We start from the raw sequence: 17,149 nt of genomic DNA, 5'->3' as shown, positions 1-17,149 counted from the left end.
CCAAAGGAACTGCAATGCGCCACCTGGACGGCACGCCCACACCGCTTCTTCTGATCTTACTGGCTGGCCTGGCCCTGGGCGGTTGTTCGCCCAAGGAACACTCCCGCGCCACCGTGATCAACGGCGAACAAGGCCGGGCCGGCGCGCAATTGGCCTATGAGCATGCGCTGACCCTGGCGCTGCCCGGCGCCCTGCTTGCACCGCGTATGCAGGCAACCCGTGAGGCCTGTGAATCGGCACGCTTTGGCGCCTGCAATATTCTGGGCATCACTGAAGAGGGCAACGGTGGCGAAATCATCCTGCGCATTGCGCCCACCGGCGTGGAGCCGATGGTCGCGATGGCCGCTGAAGGTGGAAAACTCGGCCAGCGCATCACTACCGCCGAAGACCTGGCCGACGCAGTCGCCGATGTGCGCCGTCGACAGGGCCGCCTGCAAACCCAACAGCAACGCCTCGATGAACTGGCCAAGCGCAAGGACATCACCGTCAGCGACCTGATCGCCTTGAGCAAGGAGCAGGCGGCCATCGAAAACGAATTGCAGGAGCTCGCCCAAGTCGCCGCCGGCCAGCAACGCCGCCTCGATACCAACCGCGTGACCCTGAATTTCCGCTCATCCGATGGTGCGAACCAGCAGTCACGCTTGAGCCGCATGTTCAGCAACCTCGGCGACAATCTCGTGAACGGCACGGCAGACGCCCTGGAACGCGCCAGTTATGTGTTGCCGTTCGTTATCCTGGCGTTCCCGGTGGTATGGCTCTGGGTGTGGCTGTGGCGTCGCTTCGTCAAGCGCCGCACTTGATCAGCGCTTCATGCAGCGCTGATACCGCTCATCCACGCGCTTGGCAAACCACGCAGTGGTCAGGTTGCGGGTGATCTTTGGGCTCTTGAGCACAATGCCCGGCAAGATCGCCCGCGGCATTGGCTTGCCGGCAGCTTTATCAGCCAGGGCAAACACACGTTTGTAGAGAGTGGTTTCCTCAAAGTCCAGTTGCTCGCCCTTCTCCAACTGGCTGCGGATGCTGGGGTTGCGCATGTCCAGCTTCGCGCCCAGGGAGCGCACCGCCAACTCAGTGGTGCCAGGCAGCAATGAGCCATAGCGGATCAAGTCCCCATCCAACGCCAGCTCGGTGCCGGTGACACGGCTGACGGCCGCCTGGAACGCGGCGTTGCGGCTGGCATACCAGCCCGCATTAAAGTCGGCAAAGCGATACAACGGCTGGTCATAATTGACCGGGTAGCCCAGCAAGTGGGCGATGCCGAAATACATGCCGCCGCGCCGCGTGAAGACTTCTCGGCGAATCGTGCCGTCCACCGTGTAGGGATAACCCCGCGCCTGTTTCTGCGCAAAGTCGATGCTCACTTGCATCGGGCCTGCCGTATGCACCGGGTTGAAACCGCCAAACAGCGTACTGCCCAAAGGCACCCCACTGATGAAGTCGTCAAAGATCCCACTCAGGTCCTTCTCTGTACGCGCAGCATTCAAGCGATCTGCGTAGGACTTGCCGGTGGGCGAGCGCAATTGCAAGGCGCTGCGTACCACAAAGGCCGGCACATGGACCTTGCCGGCGCGCCGCAGGATTTCATCCTGGGCGATCTTGCCCATGTTTGGCACCGGTGGGTCGACTTGATAGGTGGACTCTTGCTCGGTCACCGCCAGCACGGCGCAAATATTTTCGGTGCTGGGGTAGATTTTCTGGGTGTCGAAGGCCGTGTAGATATCCTGAGCCCAGCCTTTACGGTCCGGCACTGTCGCCGGCAGCAGCCGCACAATCTGCGCTTTCACCTCGGCCTCGCTGCGCTCCGGCTGTTGCGGACTGCGTGAGGTGGAGCAACCGGCCAGCACCAGCAACGTGGTGAGGAACAGGATCAGGCGGTTTGAATACATGAGGCTTCCTTGGATAACGACGGGCCGGGCATTGCGGATATCGACAGGTAAGTCTAACCGGGGTTCGCTGACCTGCTGCACTCGCCAGCCGCAAACTAACGTGACAGGATCTGTCATCGACCATTCCTACACGGAGTTTGAATGCCATGCTGAGTATGAACTTCTTCGTCACCTGCCTGATTGTCGTGCTGATCCCCGGCACTGGTGTGATCTTTACCGTCTCCACCGGCCTCACCGCCGGCAAGCGCGCCAGCGTGTTTGCCGCGCTGGGCTGTACGGCGGGAATCCTCCCGCACTTGCTGGCATCTGTGCTCGGCCTTTGCGCGCTGCTGCACACCAGCGCGTTGGCGTTTGAAGTACTCAAATATGCTGGCGTCGCCTACCTGCTCTATCTGGCCTACGCCACCTGGCGTGACCGCTCAGCCTTCGCCATGAATGACGCGCCGACGGTAGCAACCGCACACAGCTTGATGCTGCGTGGTTTCTTGCTGAACATTCTCAACCCGAAACTGACGATTTTCTTCCTGGCTTTTCTTCCTCAGTTCGTCACGCCAGGCAGCACGGCGCCCGCCTTGCAAATGCTGGTATTGAGCGGGGTATTCATGGCCATGACGTTTGCGGTTTTCGTCATCTATGGCTTGTTGGCCAATAACTTCCGTCGCGCTGTGATCGAATCACCACGGGTACAGAACTGGCTGCGCCGCAGTTTTGCGGCCGCCTTTGCGGGGTTGGGGTTGAACTTGGCGTTTGCGCAGCGCTGACAAGGACTACTGAAACATCCCACGTAACCGCCAGATAAGCTCTACAGATAAAGCCTGAAAACCTCTGCAAAGTCCTTCGCCTGATCACACAGTGCGAGGGATTGCAGATGGTTTTTTCCGTTAAGGCCCCGGCTTTTGGGGCTGCCTTTTGATCGCCGCCACCAGCCAAGCCATTGGCCTTCTGGTGCTGGCCGCCATGGATTCAAAGACGCGCGACGTCGAATCCGTTCTCGGCGATTTCAGACGCTGCCTCAATTCCTACGAAATCTGGGCGGAAAGCTTCTTCAGTTTTTCGGCGCTGGATGTCGAGCAGGTTTTCAAGGTCGGGGATGAGGTGGCGCTGGTCGCGCCGATCAATCGCTCCATCATCCCCAGCTCGACCGTTGCAGCGTGCAAGCAAGACGGCACCTTGACTCTGGTGCACATGTTCCAGAGTGCTCAGTTCGTGCCCATTGGCAACACGCCCGTGGTGTTGCAACGCATCGACCCCAACGGTGGCCCCCTGGGCGAGCCCATCCATAAAGTCATTGGGCCCAGCGGCATCCTGGAAATCACCGAGTGTGATCGCAACCAGAAGTACCGGGTCAATTTTTACCCCAACGTTTCCAAAGAACACTTCAAGGCGTTGTATGCCTCCTATCAGTCGGTCATCGCCCCGCTGGAGCGCTGGCTGCGCAGCGAGTGGGATGGCACCTTTGCGCCGCTGTGGAAGAACTACTCCGAGGCAAACTTTCTCAAACGCTATCTCTCGCTGCACCAGGCCTATGCCAAAGGCTTTGGCGATGCACTGTACTCGCTTTGGGAAACCCTCCAAGAGCTGGTTGAGTGGCTGGCGCACCCACTGGCGAATGCCGAAAAGCTGCTGCACTACCTGTCCCAGGCCGAGTTCGAAAAACTGCTGAAGGTCAGCGCCGAAACCCTCGCCAAAGGCCTTCTGGTGCTGAGCGATGAGCCGCTGCTGTTCATCTACGTGGCGGCCATGGTCAGTTGGATGCGGATGATGCCGCCGCCGTATATGAACGAGCTGCTGGGCTCGATCAGCGTCGAAGTGCTGATCAACGTGTTGCTGGGCCTAGCCACTGCCGGCATGGGTATTGTGATTCGCCTGAGCACCAAGGTGCTGGGCGGCATCAAGTCTCACCGTGCGCGCCAGTGGCTGGAGCATATGGCCAGCCAGTTCGGGAAGTCTCGTCTGGATGCCCATGTTGAGGCGGCTAAGCCGATATTGCTCGCCGGGCCGGCGACTTCGATCAATACCGTAGCGGGCGTGCCGTTGAAGGCTGGAGATAACCTGGTTGCGAACGCGGTGCCTGCGGTTCGTAAGAAGACCCAAAAGACGGCGTTGGTGCGCCAGGAACCTGTCGATGATGTGCCGGCCTCTGCGAAGAATCCCCAGGGCGATGCGGCAGCGCCTGCGGACAAGACCGCCACCAACGGCTGCCCGGTGTCGATGGTCACCGGGGAGGAATTGCTGACCCTTACCGATGGTGCGCTGGACGGGATTTTGCCGTTTGAGTGGACGCGGTTGTACCGCACCAGTGCGGTCGAAGTGGATTGCGGGTTGGGGTTTGGTTGGAGTCATGCGCTGGCGCAGCGGTTGGTGGTGGACGGTGATTCGGTGGTTTGGACGGATCATGAGAATCGCTCGACTGCCCTGCCCTTGCCGACTGTGGCGCGACCGGCGATCACCAATAGCTTGGCCGAAGCGGCGATTTATTTGGGGGCTCTGCCCGATGAGTTGGTGCTGGCGCAGGCGTCGCGTTTCTACCATTTCCGCGACGGTGTGCTGACAGCGATCAGTGATGCGTATGACAACCGGCTGCGCATTGCTCGTGATCGTTTGGGGCGGATTGAGCGGCTGGATAACGGTGTCGGCCGTTGTTTGTTTTTGCGCTACGAACTGGGCCGCATTGTGGCGGTGGACTATCAGGTTCATCGGGCCAAAGGCCGTGAGCCGTATGTGTGGGTGACGGAGCAGAACGTCGTTTCCTACACCTATGACGAGGCGGGACGACTGGTTTCGGCGACCAACGCTGTCGGTGAAAGCGAGGTTTATCGGTACGACGACCAGCACGTCATTCTTGAGCGGCAGTTGGCCGGTGGGGCGAGTTTCTTTTGGGAGTGGGAACGGTCTGGTAAGGCTGCGCGGTGTGTTCGACATTGGGCCAGTTTTTCGCAGATGGACACGCGGTATGTCTGGGATGACAACGGCAGGGTCACGGTTCACAACGCTGATGGCAGCCAGGAAGTGTATGTCCATGACCAGCGCGCGCGGCTGGTGCAGCGGATTGATCCCGATGGCGCTGAACACTTCAAATCCTATGACGACAAGGGCCGGCTGACGGTTGAGCAGGACCCGCTGGGGGCGGTGACGGCGTATCAGTATGACGACGCCGGGCGTCTAGTGGCGCTGTTTCCGGGAGAGGATGAGCCGACTTCCTACGAGCATGACAACGGGTTCGTACGGGTTGTGCGGCGGGGTGAGGCGGTCTGGAAATACGAACGTAATGATCAGGGAGACGTTACGCGTAAGACAGATCCTGACGGCAACGTTACGGACTACACCTACAACAAACACGGGCAACTGTCCGGCGTTTGGTATCCCGATCACAGTTGTCATCGGCTGGTTTGGAATGAGCGTGGGCAGCTTACCGAAGAGCAACTGCCCAATGGCGGGATCAAGCGTTATCGCTATGACGATGTGGGACAGCAGGTTGCGCGTGAGGATGAACATGGGGCGCTGACCCAGTATCAGTGGGACGCGGCCGGGCGCTTGTTGAAACTGACCCAGCCCGATGGCGCCACGCGCGAATTCAGCTACAACCCCTACGGAAAAATCACCTCTGAACGTGACGAATTGGGCCACGTCACCCGCTACGAATACGCCGACGGCCTGCACCTGATCAGCCGCCGCCTCAACGCTGATGGCACCCAGGTCAACTACCGCTACGACAACACCCGGTTACTCCTGACCGAGATCGAAAACGAAGTCGGCGAAACCTACCAACTCGACTACCACCCCAACGGCCTGATCCAGCAGGAAACCGGGTTTGACGGCCAGCGTACGGCTTACGTCTACGACCTCAACGGCAACCTGCTGGAGAAAATCGAACACGGCGACGATGGCAGTCAGCTAACCACCCGTTACGAGCGAGACCCTTCCGGCCGCCTCGTACGAAAAACCCTCCCAGACGCTGGAGTTGTTGATTACACCTACGACCGCCAAGGCAACCTCCTCAGCGTCGACGACGGCCACTGGGCGTTAGCCTACGAGTACGACAGCCAAAACCGCCTCACCGCCGACCACCAAGGCTGGGGCACCCTGCGCTACGGCTACGACGCCTGCGGCCAACTGAAAAACCTGCGCCTGCCGGACAACAACCGTCTCACCTTCAACCACGACAAAGGCGGCCACCTCGCCACCGTCGAGCTAAATGGCAAAACCCTCACCTCCCACCTCTTCAACACCGGCCGCGAACGCCAACGCCAACAAGGCGAACTGCTCAGCCACTATCACTACGACGAACAAAACCGCCTGCACGCCCACGCAGTGACCCAAGAGGACCACAAGCACTACCGCCGCCACTACGACTACGACAAAACCGGCAACCTCACCCGCCTGCTCGATACCCGCAAAGGCGAACACCACTACCACTACGACCCCCTCGCCCGCCTGACCCGCGCGGATCACTCGCAAGACCAGCAGGAACGCTTCGGCCACGACCCGGCCGGCAACCTGCTGATGCAGGACCGCCCCGGCCCGGACATCGTGGCCGGGAATCGGTTGATGATCCAGGGCGATCATCATTACGACTATGACGCGTTCGGTAATCTGATCCGCCAAAGACGCGGCAAGGGCCACCAACTCGTCACCGAATATCGCTACGACTGTCAGCATCGGCTGATTGGTATCACCCAGCCCAACGGGCAAACCGCCAGCTATCGATATGACCCGTTTGGTCGGCGCATCAGCAAAACCGTCGACGGCATAACCACCGAGTTTTTCTGGCAAGGCGACAAGCTGATTGCCGAGCATCACTCGGATCGCCATCGCAGCTACATCTACGAACCGGACAGTTTCCGCCCGTTGGTTCTGCTGGAAGGCTACGGCCCTCAAGATACCCAGCCCTTCCACTACCAACTCGACCACCTCGGCACGCCGCAGGAGCTCACCGCCCCTGACGGCGAAATCGTCTGGTCCGCGCATTACCGTGCCTACGGCCAAATCAGCCGCCTGGACATAAACAAAGTAGACAATCCGCTGCGCTTCCAAGGCCAATATTTCGATCACGAAAGCGGGCTGCACTACAACCGCCATCGCTACTACAATCCAGATATTGGTCGATACCTGACGCCGGATCCAGTGAAGCTGGCGGGTGGGATCAATGCGTACCAGTACGTGCCCAATCCCACCGGATGGGTAGATCCACTAGGCTTGAACACATGCCCAGGAGGGGATGGATGTAAACCTCAGGCCCAAAAAGAGAGCCCCTCCGGGAAGACAAGGGTTGATGATAAGTCGCCATCGGCGCCAACCCCACAGAAAAAACGACGGTATTTATATCGTGGGGATTTAAGAGAACCAGATGAAATCTTTGAAAAGGGATTTGACAGTCGAGGGTCGAGCACAGACCTTTATCTACACTCGGTAAACAACGCTAGCCCTCCGAGTAACTTTGTACCCACGTCGACTTCCAGCACCCAAGCGTTAGTATTCGCATCCAATTATGGATTTGAAGAAGGATTTCTTTATACACTAAGAAAAATCCCTGGCAGAGACGTAAATAAAGAACTTGGGGTGCGTTCCAAACACAAAAATGAATTAGAAATTGCAATTCCAGAACGTATAGACACTAAAGATATTTTAGGTGCTTCGCCAGTCAACGAAGACGGCACTTATAAGGGATATACCATATTGAACCCTAATAGGAAGTTCCCATGAAATCCCGTGAAATCACCATCATAAAAAACGGTGTACGTGAAAACGCAATCATCGAATACGAAGGGGGTAAACCTACCCTTTACCTAGTAATGAGCGATGAAACACGAAAAACCTACACAGCACTGGATCTGTACGACTGCTTCGGCTTAATGAGGGCAGACTTGAAACATATAAAGTTTTTATGCAAAGGCGCAAAAATCAACGTCCACACATCAGGAATGTCTTCGCACATGTCCAATGGACTTGTCGCCTACGAGATGACTATGGGGGTTCCGGAGGGTGAGCTTGTGCATATTTTCTCTTATGAAGAAAACGATCTCACCAACGACATACAGGAGCAACACGACTTTTGTCAGCGCTGGGCTGAATCGGTGTAGGCGTTGTGCGAAGCGCCTGCAGCGAGCAAACGTGCCCGCCACAGAGTTAAATTGCGCCCTTAAATCCCCGCCAACGCCAAATCCATCGCAAAGTACGTGAAAATCAAATCCGCCCCCGCTCGCTTGATCGACCCCAACGTCTCCCGCACCACCCGCGCCTCATCGATCGCGCCCGCCTGGGCGCCAAATTTGATCATCGCGTACTCACCACTCACCTGATACGCCGCCACCGGCAAGCGCGAGGCTTCGCGGATGTCGCGGATGATGTCGAGGTAAGCACCGGCCGGCTTGACCATCAGCGCGTCTGCGCCTTCTTGCTCATCGAGCAGCGACTCGCGCACGGCTTCGCGGCGGTTCATCGGGTTCATCTGGTAGCTTTTACGGTCGCCTTTGAGCGCGCTGCCGCCGGCTTCGCGGAACGGGCCGTAGAGGGCCGAGGCGAATTTGGTGGAGTAGGCCATGATTGGAATATGCGTGAAGCCGGCGTCGTCCAGGGCGCGGCGAATCGCCTGGACCTGGCCGTCCATGGCGGCGGATGGCGCGATTACGTCAGCGCCGGCGCGGGCGGCTGCCACGGCTTGTTTGCCGAGGTTGACCAGGGTCGCGTCGTTGTCGACGTGGGCACCGTGCATCACGCCGCAGTGGCCGTGGTCGGTGTATTCGCAGAAGCAGGTGTCGGACATTACGATCATTTCCGGCACGGCGTCCTTGATGATCGAGGACATGCGCGAGACCAGACCACGTTCCTTCCAGGTGTCGCTGCCGTTGGCGTCCAGGTGGTGGGACACGCCGAACGTCATGACTGACTTGATCCCGGCGCGGGCATAGCGCTCGATCTCACCGGCCAGTTTCTTCTCAGGGATACGCACCACGCCCGGCATGCTGGTGATCGGCACGAAATCGTCGATTTCTTCTTCGACGAAAATCGGCAGTACCAGATCGTTCAGCGTGAATTCGGTTTCCTGGAACAGGCCACGCAGCTCCGGGGAGCGGCGCAGGCGACGTGGGCGGGCTTGGGGGAACTGGCTGGTCATGGCTGTCCTGGATAGCGGCAGAAATAGTTGGGGCAAAAGCTTATGCCCCTTGGCCCCGGCAGCACAAACGCCAAGGGGCCAACAGTGTATTGCGCAGCGCGTAACAATTCATTGATCTAGAGCTGTACTCGCCCTTCAATACACACCGCTACCGCGCCGCCGATCCAGATTTCATCGCCGTGGCGCTCCACACGAATACGCCCGGCGCGCCCCATGGCCGTGCCTTGGCTGACCACGTAACGGCTCGGCGCAAGGCCTTCACCCAATAGCCACTGGGCAATGCCGGCATTCAGGCTGCCGGTGGCCGGGTCTTCCTGGGCGCCGTCGCCGGCGATAAAGGCGCGGACCTCGAAGTGTGTGTCCACGGCGTCGCGCGCCGGGTCACACGGTGCGATGACGCCAATGGCCAGGCCGTGCAGTTGCGAGTAGTCGGGCTGTAAAGCCAGCACTTGGTCGCGATCAGCGAGCATCACCGCCAGCCAGCCCGCGCCATTGTCGACCCATTGGCTGCGCACAATGGCCTCGGGCGCCAGGCCCAGCCCTAGACGAACACGTTCCAGCACGGGCGCTTCGACTGCGCCAGTACGCAATAACGGTGGGGCGATAAACGCCAGCTCATCGCCTTCGCGACGGACACGTACCAGGCCGATTTCGCACTCCTGGATAATCTCCTCACCTTTCGCAACGCCCCCCGCTTGCAGCCACGCATGGCAACTGCCCAGCGTCGGGTGCCCGGCGAACGGCAGCTCTTTGAGCGTGGTGAAAATCCTCACCCGGTAGTCGGCCCGCGGGTCGCGCGGCGTCAGCAAAAACGTGGTTTCGCTGAGGTTGGTCCAATTGGCGAAATCGGCCATTTGCTGGTCGGTGAGGCTGTCAGCGCCGAGCACCACCGCCAGTGGGTTGCCCTTCAGGGAAACGCTGCTGAATACATCCAGTTGCTTGAAATCGAAAGTCGGCATGCGTCAGCTCGGTATGTTCAGGCCACGGATCACCGCAGGGCGGGCGACAAAGCCGTCCAGCGCACGCAGTACGTTAGGGAAATCGGCAATGCCGACCAGGTCGCCGGATTCATAGAAGCCGATCAGGTTGCGAATCCACGGAAAAGTAGCGATGTCGGCGATGCTGTACGCGTCGCCCATGATCCAGGTGCGGCCCAGCAGGCGTTTTTCCAGCACATCAAGCAAACGCCGGGCTTCGGCGGCGTAGCGATCACGCGGGCGTTTATCTTCGTAAGCCTTGCCGGCGAATTTGTTGAAGAACCCCACTTGGCCGAACATCGGGCCGATGCCGGCCATCTGGAACATCAGCCATTGCAGGGTTTCGTAGCGGGCGGCGGGGTCTTCGGGGAGCAATTGGCTGGTTTTTTCCGCCAGGTAGATCAGGATCGCGCCGGACTCAAACAACGCCAGCGGCTGACCGCTGGGGCCATTGGGGTCGATGATCGCGGGGATTTTGTTGTTGGGGTTCAGGGACAGGAACTCGGGCGACAGCTGGTCCTGGGTCTCGAAACTGACCTTATGCGCCTCATAAGGCAGGCCCAGCTCTTCAAGCATGATCGACACTTTGACGCCGTTGGGCGTGGGCAACGAATACAGCTGAAGGCGCTCGGGGTGCTGGGCGGGCCATTTGCTATTGATCGGGAAGGCGGCGAGTGCGTTCATCGGGAAATCCCCAGGCGGAAAGCCCCCATAATAGCCACCTGCCCGGCGTCCTGCATGGGTCATCAACGCGCAACATAGCCGCGCTAATCTTGCGCGCAGGCGAACCAAAGCGCCGATGCGCACTCTTAAGTGCGCGATTACGGTGAAAGGAGACACCTTGTTACAACGACACGGAAAAACCGCAGGACGCCGGATGCGTCACTGGGGCCGGGCTTGTCCGCCTTAATCCGATGCACTGAAGACTCGAACCCACAATGAGAATCAAGCCTCTGTGCCTTGCGCGACGTCTTAAACGTTATTCATACATCATGCTGCCGCTGCTCGTGGCTGGCGGTGCAATTGGCCTGACCCTGGAATCACGGGTCAGCAGCGCCGGCCCCGTGGACGGTGTGCAAACCCTGGTGTTCCTGCGTCACGGCGAAAAACCCGCCGGCGGCCTCGGCCAGCTCAACTGCCAAGGTTTAAACCGCGCGATGAACCTGGCCACCGTGCTGCCAGACAAATTCGGCAAGGCCAATTACGTGTTTGCCCCGAACCCGACACGCAATGTCGAGGAAGGCGAGAAGGACAACTCCTACAGCTACATCAGGCCGCTGATGACCATCAGTCCCAGTGCCATCAAGCTCGGCCTGCCGGTAAACATCAAGTTCTCTGCCAATGACACCAGCGACCTCGCTGACGAGCTGGTCGAAGACAAGTACCACAACTCAATCATTTACACCGCCTGGTCTCACGGCTACCTGCCGGAGCTGATCAATAAGGTGGCCAGTGAAGCCTCGGGTGAAAAACACACCATCACTGACGATTGGTCGGGCAGTGACTACGACACCCTGTATGTGCTGACATTGACCTGGCATAACGGCAAGGCCTCCCTGCTGAGCCGCAACTACAAGCAAGGCCTGGATAACGGCCAGCAGACGTGCCCGGACGCAACTCAAACGGCTGCGGATATCTGACACAGGCGTATGATGCCCCGCTATTGAATCATCTGCGGATTTGCAACATGCCCAACCTCATCTCTACCCAGCCCAACCGGGGCTGGTCGTTCTGGTGGAAACCAGCGCTGTTCCTGCTGGTGGCCTGCATCGGCCTCTACTACGTGAAGTGGTCGCCCTACTACCTCAAGGCGTTTGTGGCGGCGGACAACCACAGCATCGGCGCCTCGATTCTCAATGACCAACAAACTGCGCCGCTGACTGCCGCGCTGGCCTATGCCCAGGTGTATTTCCTGGCGATCTGGAAGGCTGCCGTGCTGGCGGTAATTCTGGGTTCGCTGCTGCAAGTGTTGATCCCCCGTGACTGGCTGTTGCGCCTCTTCGGACGCGCCGGGCTGGGGTCGACCCTGCGCGGCGGGCTGTTCGCCTTGCCGGGGATGATGTGCAGTTGCTGCGCGGCACCGGTGGCCGCGGGCATGCGCCGTCAGCACGTGTCGGTGGGCGCGGCGCTGGCGTTCTGGATCGCCAACCCGGTCTTGAACCCGGCGACGCTGGTGTTTATGGGGTTTGTCTTGGGCTGGGGCTTTACCGCGTTACGGCTGGTGGCGGGAATTGTGCTGGTGGTCGGCGTGTCGCTGGTAGCGCAGCGGATTGCGCGGCCCGACCAAGTGCCCGAAGCCGCGTTGGACGCGGTGGCCGACGTCAGCCAAATCGAGTCGCAACCGTTTCTGAGCCGTTGGCTGCGTACGCTGTGGCAGTTGTTCTGGAGCACGATCCCGGTCTACATCCTCGCCGTGTTGGTATTGGGAGCCGCGCGGGTCTGGCTGTTCCCCCATGTCGATGGCGCCATGGCCAACAGCCTGATGTGGCTGGTGCCGCTGGCAATCGTCGGCACGCTGTTCGTGATTCCTACCGCCGCCGAGATCCCTATCGTACAAACCATGATGACCCTGGGCATGGGCACCGGCCCGGCCGTGGCCTTGCTGATGACTTTGCCGAGCGTGAGCCTGCCGTCACTGTTGATGCTGCGCAAGGATTTCGATGCGCGGGTGCTGGTGACAGTGGCCGGGTTGACCATGTTGATGGGCGTGGTGTGCGGGTTGATCGGGGCGCTGATTCTCTAGCTTTTGGGTGAGGCGCAGGGCCCCTCCGCAGGCAAGCCAGCGCCCACATTCAACCGTGTTTATCCTGGAGGAACGCGGTCAAAATGTGGGAGCGGGCTTGCTCGCGAAGAGGCCCTAAACCCACCGGTTATGCTTGCCTGGCACTGCGCTCGCGCAAGTACTCCACCACGGCGCCCTGCTCGCCCGCAAACTCGATCCGCGCGCCTTTGCTCTCACGCTGGAAGGCGTACATCGGGTCGTAATACTCACGCAGCAACCCTTCGATCCACACCCGGTGCAAGTCCACCGCGCCACTGCGCGCCTGCTCTGCCAAGGCCTCCTGCAGGACCGCCTGCAATCGCTGGAAGCGTTCGCCACCCAGGCGTTTGTGGATATTGGCCAGGCTCTGGGTCAGGCGCTCGGCAAACAGCACCTGGCCGTTTTCGCCGAACACCTGAATGAACTCGGCGCACAGATCGACCACGTAATCGCGCAGGATTCTTTCGACGCGGCCTTCGACACTGTCTTCCAACCACACCATCGGGAAGGTTTGCATGCTTTTGTGCAACGGCAATGGCAGCGCGCAACTGCCGATCATGCGGCTCTCATCCTCGACCACGAATTGCTCGAGGCCGCCCGCGCGTTTTTTCAGCAGGTCCACGGCCAAGCGGTTTTCGAAGTCGATGTTGGATGGCTGGGCCGTGGCGCGCTTGCCGAAACTGGAGCCGCGATGGTTGGCATGGCCTTCCAGGTCCAGTGCGTTGCGCAACTGGCCGAGCACTTCGGTTTTGCCGGTGCCGGTCATGCCGCCCAACAACACGAAATCACACTCAGCCGTGGCGTGCTCCAGCGTCTCCAGCAAAAAGGTGCGCATAGCTTTGTAACCACCGCCGACACGGGGATACTCAATACCGGCTTCGGTCTTCAACCACTGCTGCACGATCTGCGAACGCAGCCCGCCGCGAAAGCAGTACAGAACTCCGTTGGGGTTGGCCTGGGCAAACCGCGCCCACTGTTCGATGCGCTCGTCCTTGATCGCCCCGGACACCAGTTCATGCCCCAAAACGATTGCCGCCTGCTGGCCCTGCTGCTTGTAGCAGGTGCCGACCCGCTGGCGCTCGTCGTCGGTCATCAGCGGCAAGTTGATCACGCCAGGGAAAGCGCCCTTGGTGAACTCGATCGGCGCGCGGGTATCCATCATCGGCCGGTCGTTGAGAAAGATGTCGCGGTAGTCGGTGATGTCAGTTGCCATCAAAACACCTCTACCGCGTGGGTCTGTCGCTCAACCAGTTCACCGATGGGCTCAAGGCTCAGGCCCAGCTCGGCGGCCACGGTGTGGAACTCGGCGTCGCCTTCAGGGGTAACGGCGATCAGCAAGCCGCCGCTGGTTTGCGGGTCGCACAACACACGCTTGTGCAGCTCTTGCAGGCGCCCGAGCTTGCTTGAATAGCTGTCGAAGTTGCGCAGCGTGCCACCCGGCATGCAGCCCTGATCCAGGTAGTCTTCAACCCCTGGCAGGCGTGGGACTTTTTCGTACTCGATGCGCGCTGTCAGGCCGCTGCCGTCTGCCATCTCCACCAGATGGCCGAGCAGGCCGAAACCGGTGACATCGGTCATGGCGGTGACGCCGGCCAATTTGCCGAAACGGCTGCCAGGCTTGTTCAGCGTGCACATCCAGTCACGGGCCAGGCCGATATCCGCCTCGCGCAATTTGCCCTTCTTCTCGGCGGTGGTGAGGATGCCGATGCCCAGTGGCTTGGTCAGGTACAGCTTGCACCCGGCAGTGGCGGTGTCGTTGCGCTTCATATGGCGCTTTTGCACGATGCCGGTCACGGCGAGGCCGAAGATCGGTTCCGGGGCGTCGATGGAGTGCCCACCGGCCAGCGGAATGCCAGCGGCATCGCAGACCGAGCGGCCGCCACGGATCACTTCGCGGGCAATCTCCGGCGCCAGCACATTCACCGGCCAACCCAGAATCGCGATGGCCATTAATGGGTCGCCGCCCATGGCGTAGATATCGCTGATCGCGTTGGTGGCGGCAATGCGCCCGAAGTCGAAGGGGTCATCGACGATCGGCATGAAAAAATCAGTGGTGGAGACCACGCCACGCTCGTCGTCGATGGCATACACCGCTGCATCGTCGCGTGAGGCGTTACCGACCCACAGGTTGGGGTCGAGGTTCTGCGCGCCGCTGCCGGCGAGGATCACTTCCAGCACCTGGGGTGAAATCTTGCAGCCGCAACCCGCGCCGTGGCTGTACTGGGTGAGGCGAATCGGCTCGTTCATGGTGGACCTCAAGGTAACAAGTGCGCAGATTCTATCAGACAGCAAAAAGCCGGTTGGGCGCTTGCGAGCCCAGCCGGCTTTTTGCGTTTCTGGCGTTACTGCCTGGCGGCGAGCAAACGCTGATGGCGATTGCGTCGTGCGATGTTCAAGCACTCAATCGCTGCCGAGAACGCCATGGCCGCATACACATAGCCTTTTGGCACATGGGCGCCGAAGCCTTCGGCAATCAGCGTCATGCCGATCATGATCAGGAAGCCCAGGGCCAGCATTACCACGGTCGGGTTGTCGTTGATGAACTTGGCCAACGGTTCAGCCGCCACCAGCATCACGATGACCGAGGTCACCACGGCAATGATCATGATTGGCAAGTGCTCGGTCATACCCACCGCCGTGATGATGCTGTCGATGGAGAACACCAGGTCGAGCAACAGGATCTGGCCAATCGCCGCAGCGAACCCGATGGACACCACAGCACCTGTGCTGGCTTTCTCCTCAGGCTCCGGGTCCATGCTGTGATGGATCTCGGTGGTCGCCTTCCACACCAGGAACAGGCCACCGGCGATCAGAATCATGTCTTTCCAGGAAAACGCCTGGCCGAAGACTTCAAACACCGGCGACGTCAACTGCACAATAAACGCGATGGTGCTCAACAGGCCCAGGCGCAACACCAGCGCCATGCTGATACCGATACGGCGTGCCTTGGCCCGGTGTTTCTCGGGCAATTTGTTGGTGAGGATCGAGATAAAGATCAGGTTATCGATGCCCAGCACGATTTCCATGACGATCAAGGTGGCCAGTGCGACCCAGGCGGTGGGGCTGGCGGCCAGTTGTAAAAGGTAATCCATAGGTCAGTCCTGACGTTGTGCTGGGAAATTAGGCTTCTTTACTGCTCGAACCTGGTTCTTCTTCTGGCTGATCATCCTTTTTCTGCGGGCTGATCAAGCCTTGTGTCGCTTCACTCAATGCCTGCTCGGCAGCCTTGTGGGTGTCATCGATGGCTTGCTTGGCAGATTCGGTCGCCTTGCCCAGCACTTGCTGCGCACTCTTCTCGACTTGATCACAGCCGCTGACCATTACCAATGAAAGCGCAAGCAGCGACGCGGCGCCCAGGGAATTGAGTTTCATGATGTATTCCTCGTTAGAACCATTGGGTCCAAATAGTGGCCCCTCGATAGCGAGGCATTCTATGCACGCGAACAGTTCAGGAAAATTCGTATTTTTCTCACGTATACTTCGATTTTTACGAAGTGTAGGTCGCCCATGCTCAATTACCGACAACTGCATTACTTCTGGGTGGTGGCCAAGACCGGCAGCATTGTGCGCGCCTGCGAGCAACTCAACCTTACGCCGCAGACCATCAGCGGGCAGATCAGCCTGCTCGAGCACACCTTTGGTATAGCGCTGTTTCAGCGCGTCGGGCGCCAGTTGGAACTCACCGAAGCCGGGCGCCGCGCCCTGCCCTATGCCGAGCAGATGTTTCAGACCGGTAATGAGTTGGAGGCGTTGTTGCGCGCAGAGCCCAATGAACAGCAGATCCTGTTTCGGGTCGGGGTCGCGGACGTGGTGCCCAAATCCATCGTGTACCGGCTGATCGCACCGACCATGGAATTGAGCGAACCGATCCGCATCACGTGCCGAGAGGACAAGCTCGAACGTTTATTGGCTGACCTGGCGATCCAGCGCCTGGACCTGGTGATCTCCGACAGCCCCATGCCGACGCACTTGGACATCAAAGGCTACAGCCAGAAATTGGGCGAATGCGGCATCAGCTTTTTCGCCACCCAGGCATTGGCTGACCAGTACGGCGGCGATTTCCCACGCTGCCTGCAGGGCGCGCCACTGTTGATTCCGGGTGCGGAAACGGTAGTGCGCAGCCGCTTGCAGCGCTGGTTTGCCGAGCAGCAGATTCAACCGAAGATCATTGGCGAGTTCGACGACAGCGCCTTAATGCAGGCGTTTGGCCAATCCGGCAGCGGAATCTTTATCGCCCCCAGCGTGATTGCCGACGAGGTGGTGCGCCAGTATGGCGTGGCGCTGATCGGCCAGACCGATGCGGTGACGGAGTCGTTCTATGCGATCTCGGTGGAACGCAAGGTCAAGCACCCCGGTATCGTGGCGATTACCGAAGGTGCACGGCGCGAGTTGTTTACCGCCCTGCCCTGAT

General features: G+C 59.7%; 15 protein-coding genes. 7 read left to right on the top strand and 8 right to left on the bottom strand.

Going from position 1 to position 17,149, the window contains the following annotated elements:
- Positions 1-14: 14 nt before the first annotated feature.
- On the top strand, positions 15-800 hold the full coding sequence (locus ACA065_RS10830; protein ID WP_497694483.1) for a DUF4349 domain-containing protein: 786 nt from the start codon (positions 15-17) through the stop codon (positions 798-800).
- Here ACA065_RS10830 and ACA065_RS10825 read toward each other — a convergent pair whose 3' ends face one another.
- Positions 801-1,886 carry a DUF1615 domain-containing protein gene (locus ACA065_RS10825; RefSeq protein ID WP_497694482.1) on the bottom strand — a complete coding sequence of 362 codons (1,086 nt, stop codon included), beginning with the start codon at positions 1,884-1,886 and terminating at the stop codon, positions 801-803. It lies immediately after the preceding gene.
- Between the two features lie 146 nt (positions 1,887-2,032).
- Here ACA065_RS10825 and ACA065_RS10820 point away from each other — a divergent pair, with 146 nt between their 5' ends.
- The 3 genes from ACA065_RS10820 (at position 2,033) to ACA065_RS10810 (ending at position 7,966) form a co-directional block, all read left to right on the top strand.
- Positions 2,033-2,647: a LysE family translocator gene (locus tag ACA065_RS10820; protein ID WP_497694481.1), complete on the top strand. Its 615-nt coding sequence runs from the start codon at positions 2,033-2,035 to the stop codon at positions 2,645-2,647.
- A 196-nt stretch (positions 2,648-2,843) separates the two neighbouring features.
- Entirely contained in the window at positions 2,844-7,589 is a 4,746-nt protein-coding gene (locus ACA065_RS10815) for an RHS repeat-associated core domain-containing protein (protein WP_497695333.1), read from the top strand.
- Positions 7,586-7,966: a hypothetical protein gene (locus tag ACA065_RS10810; RefSeq protein WP_497694480.1), complete on the top strand. Its 381-nt coding sequence runs from the start codon at positions 7,586-7,588 to the stop codon at positions 7,964-7,966. Before ACA065_RS10815 ends, ACA065_RS10810 begins: the two co-directional genes overlap by 4 nt.
- Before the next feature lie 59 nt (positions 7,967-8,025).
- Here the strand turns inward: ACA065_RS10810 and hemB are convergent, their stop codons facing one another.
- From hemB to ACA065_RS10795, 3 genes are all read right to left on the bottom strand, one after another.
- Positions 8,026-9,000, bottom strand: coding sequence for a porphobilinogen synthase (hemB, locus tag ACA065_RS10805; RefSeq protein ID WP_159955279.1), 975 nt, complete (start codon positions 8,998-9,000; stop codon positions 8,026-8,028).
- A 116-nt stretch (positions 9,001-9,116) separates the two neighbouring features.
- Entirely contained in the window at positions 9,117-9,959 is an 843-nt protein-coding gene (locus ACA065_RS10800) for a PhzF family phenazine biosynthesis protein (protein ID WP_497694479.1), read from the bottom strand.
- Positions 9,960-9,962: 3 nt separating this feature from the next.
- A complete protein-coding gene (locus ACA065_RS10795) occupies positions 9,963-10,661 on the bottom strand; it encodes a glutathione S-transferase N-terminal domain-containing protein (RefSeq protein ID WP_497694478.1) in 699 nt (232 codons plus the stop codon).
- Positions 10,662-10,915: 254 nt separating this feature from the next.
- Here ACA065_RS10795 and ACA065_RS10790 point away from each other — a divergent pair, with 254 nt between their 5' ends.
- Together ACA065_RS10790 and ACA065_RS10785 are read left to right on the top strand one after the other, a co-directional pair.
- Positions 10,916-11,617 carry a histidine phosphatase family protein gene (locus ACA065_RS10790; RefSeq protein WP_497694477.1) on the top strand — a complete coding sequence of 234 codons (702 nt, stop codon included), beginning with the start codon at positions 10,916-10,918 and terminating at the stop codon, positions 11,615-11,617.
- 47 nt (positions 11,618-11,664) lie between these two features.
- Positions 11,665-12,720, top strand: a complete 1,056-nt coding sequence (locus tag ACA065_RS10785; RefSeq protein WP_497694476.1) for a permease — start codon at positions 11,665-11,667, stop codon at positions 12,718-12,720.
- Between the two features lie 127 nt (positions 12,721-12,847).
- On the opposite strand, the gene mnmH is transcribed toward ACA065_RS10785, so the two are convergent.
- The 4 genes from mnmH to ACA065_RS10765 all read right to left on the bottom strand — a co-directional run bounded on the left by mnmH (position 12,848) and on the right by ACA065_RS10765 (position 16,110).
- The gene (mnmH, locus tag ACA065_RS10780) at positions 12,848-13,951 is read right to left on the bottom strand and encodes a tRNA 2-selenouridine(34) synthase MnmH (RefSeq protein ID WP_497694475.1); all 1,104 of its coding nucleotides are present in this window, start codon (positions 13,949-13,951) and stop codon (positions 12,848-12,850) included.
- Positions 13,951-14,985 (bottom strand): selenide, water dikinase SelD, encoded by a 1,035-nt coding sequence (gene selD / locus ACA065_RS10775; RefSeq protein WP_094952555.1) that lies wholly within the window; start codon positions 14,983-14,985, stop codon positions 13,951-13,953. Before selD ends, mnmH begins: the two co-directional genes overlap by 1 nt.
- Positions 14,986-15,080: 95 nt before the next feature.
- Positions 15,081-15,830, bottom strand: coding sequence for a TerC family protein (locus tag ACA065_RS10770; RefSeq protein ID WP_497694474.1), 750 nt, complete (start codon positions 15,828-15,830; stop codon positions 15,081-15,083).
- Positions 15,831-15,858: 28 nt separating this feature from the next.
- Positions 15,859-16,110, bottom strand: a complete 252-nt coding sequence (locus ACA065_RS10765; protein WP_497694473.1) for a hypothetical protein — start codon at positions 16,108-16,110, stop codon at positions 15,859-15,861.
- A gap of 135 nt (positions 16,111-16,245) precedes the next feature.
- On the opposite strand from ACA065_RS10765, the gene nhaR reads away from it, so the two are divergent.
- Entirely contained in the window at positions 16,246-17,148 is a 903-nt protein-coding gene (gene nhaR / locus ACA065_RS10760; protein ID WP_497694472.1) for a transcriptional activator NhaR, read from the top strand.
- Position 17,149: the final 1 nt, after the last annotated feature.

The sequence above is a fragment of the Pseudomonas sp. LBUM1640 genome, assembly GCF_059716225.1.
Note: the sequence above shows the minus strand (reverse complement) of the source record. Positions and strands in the feature narration are given on the sequence as shown.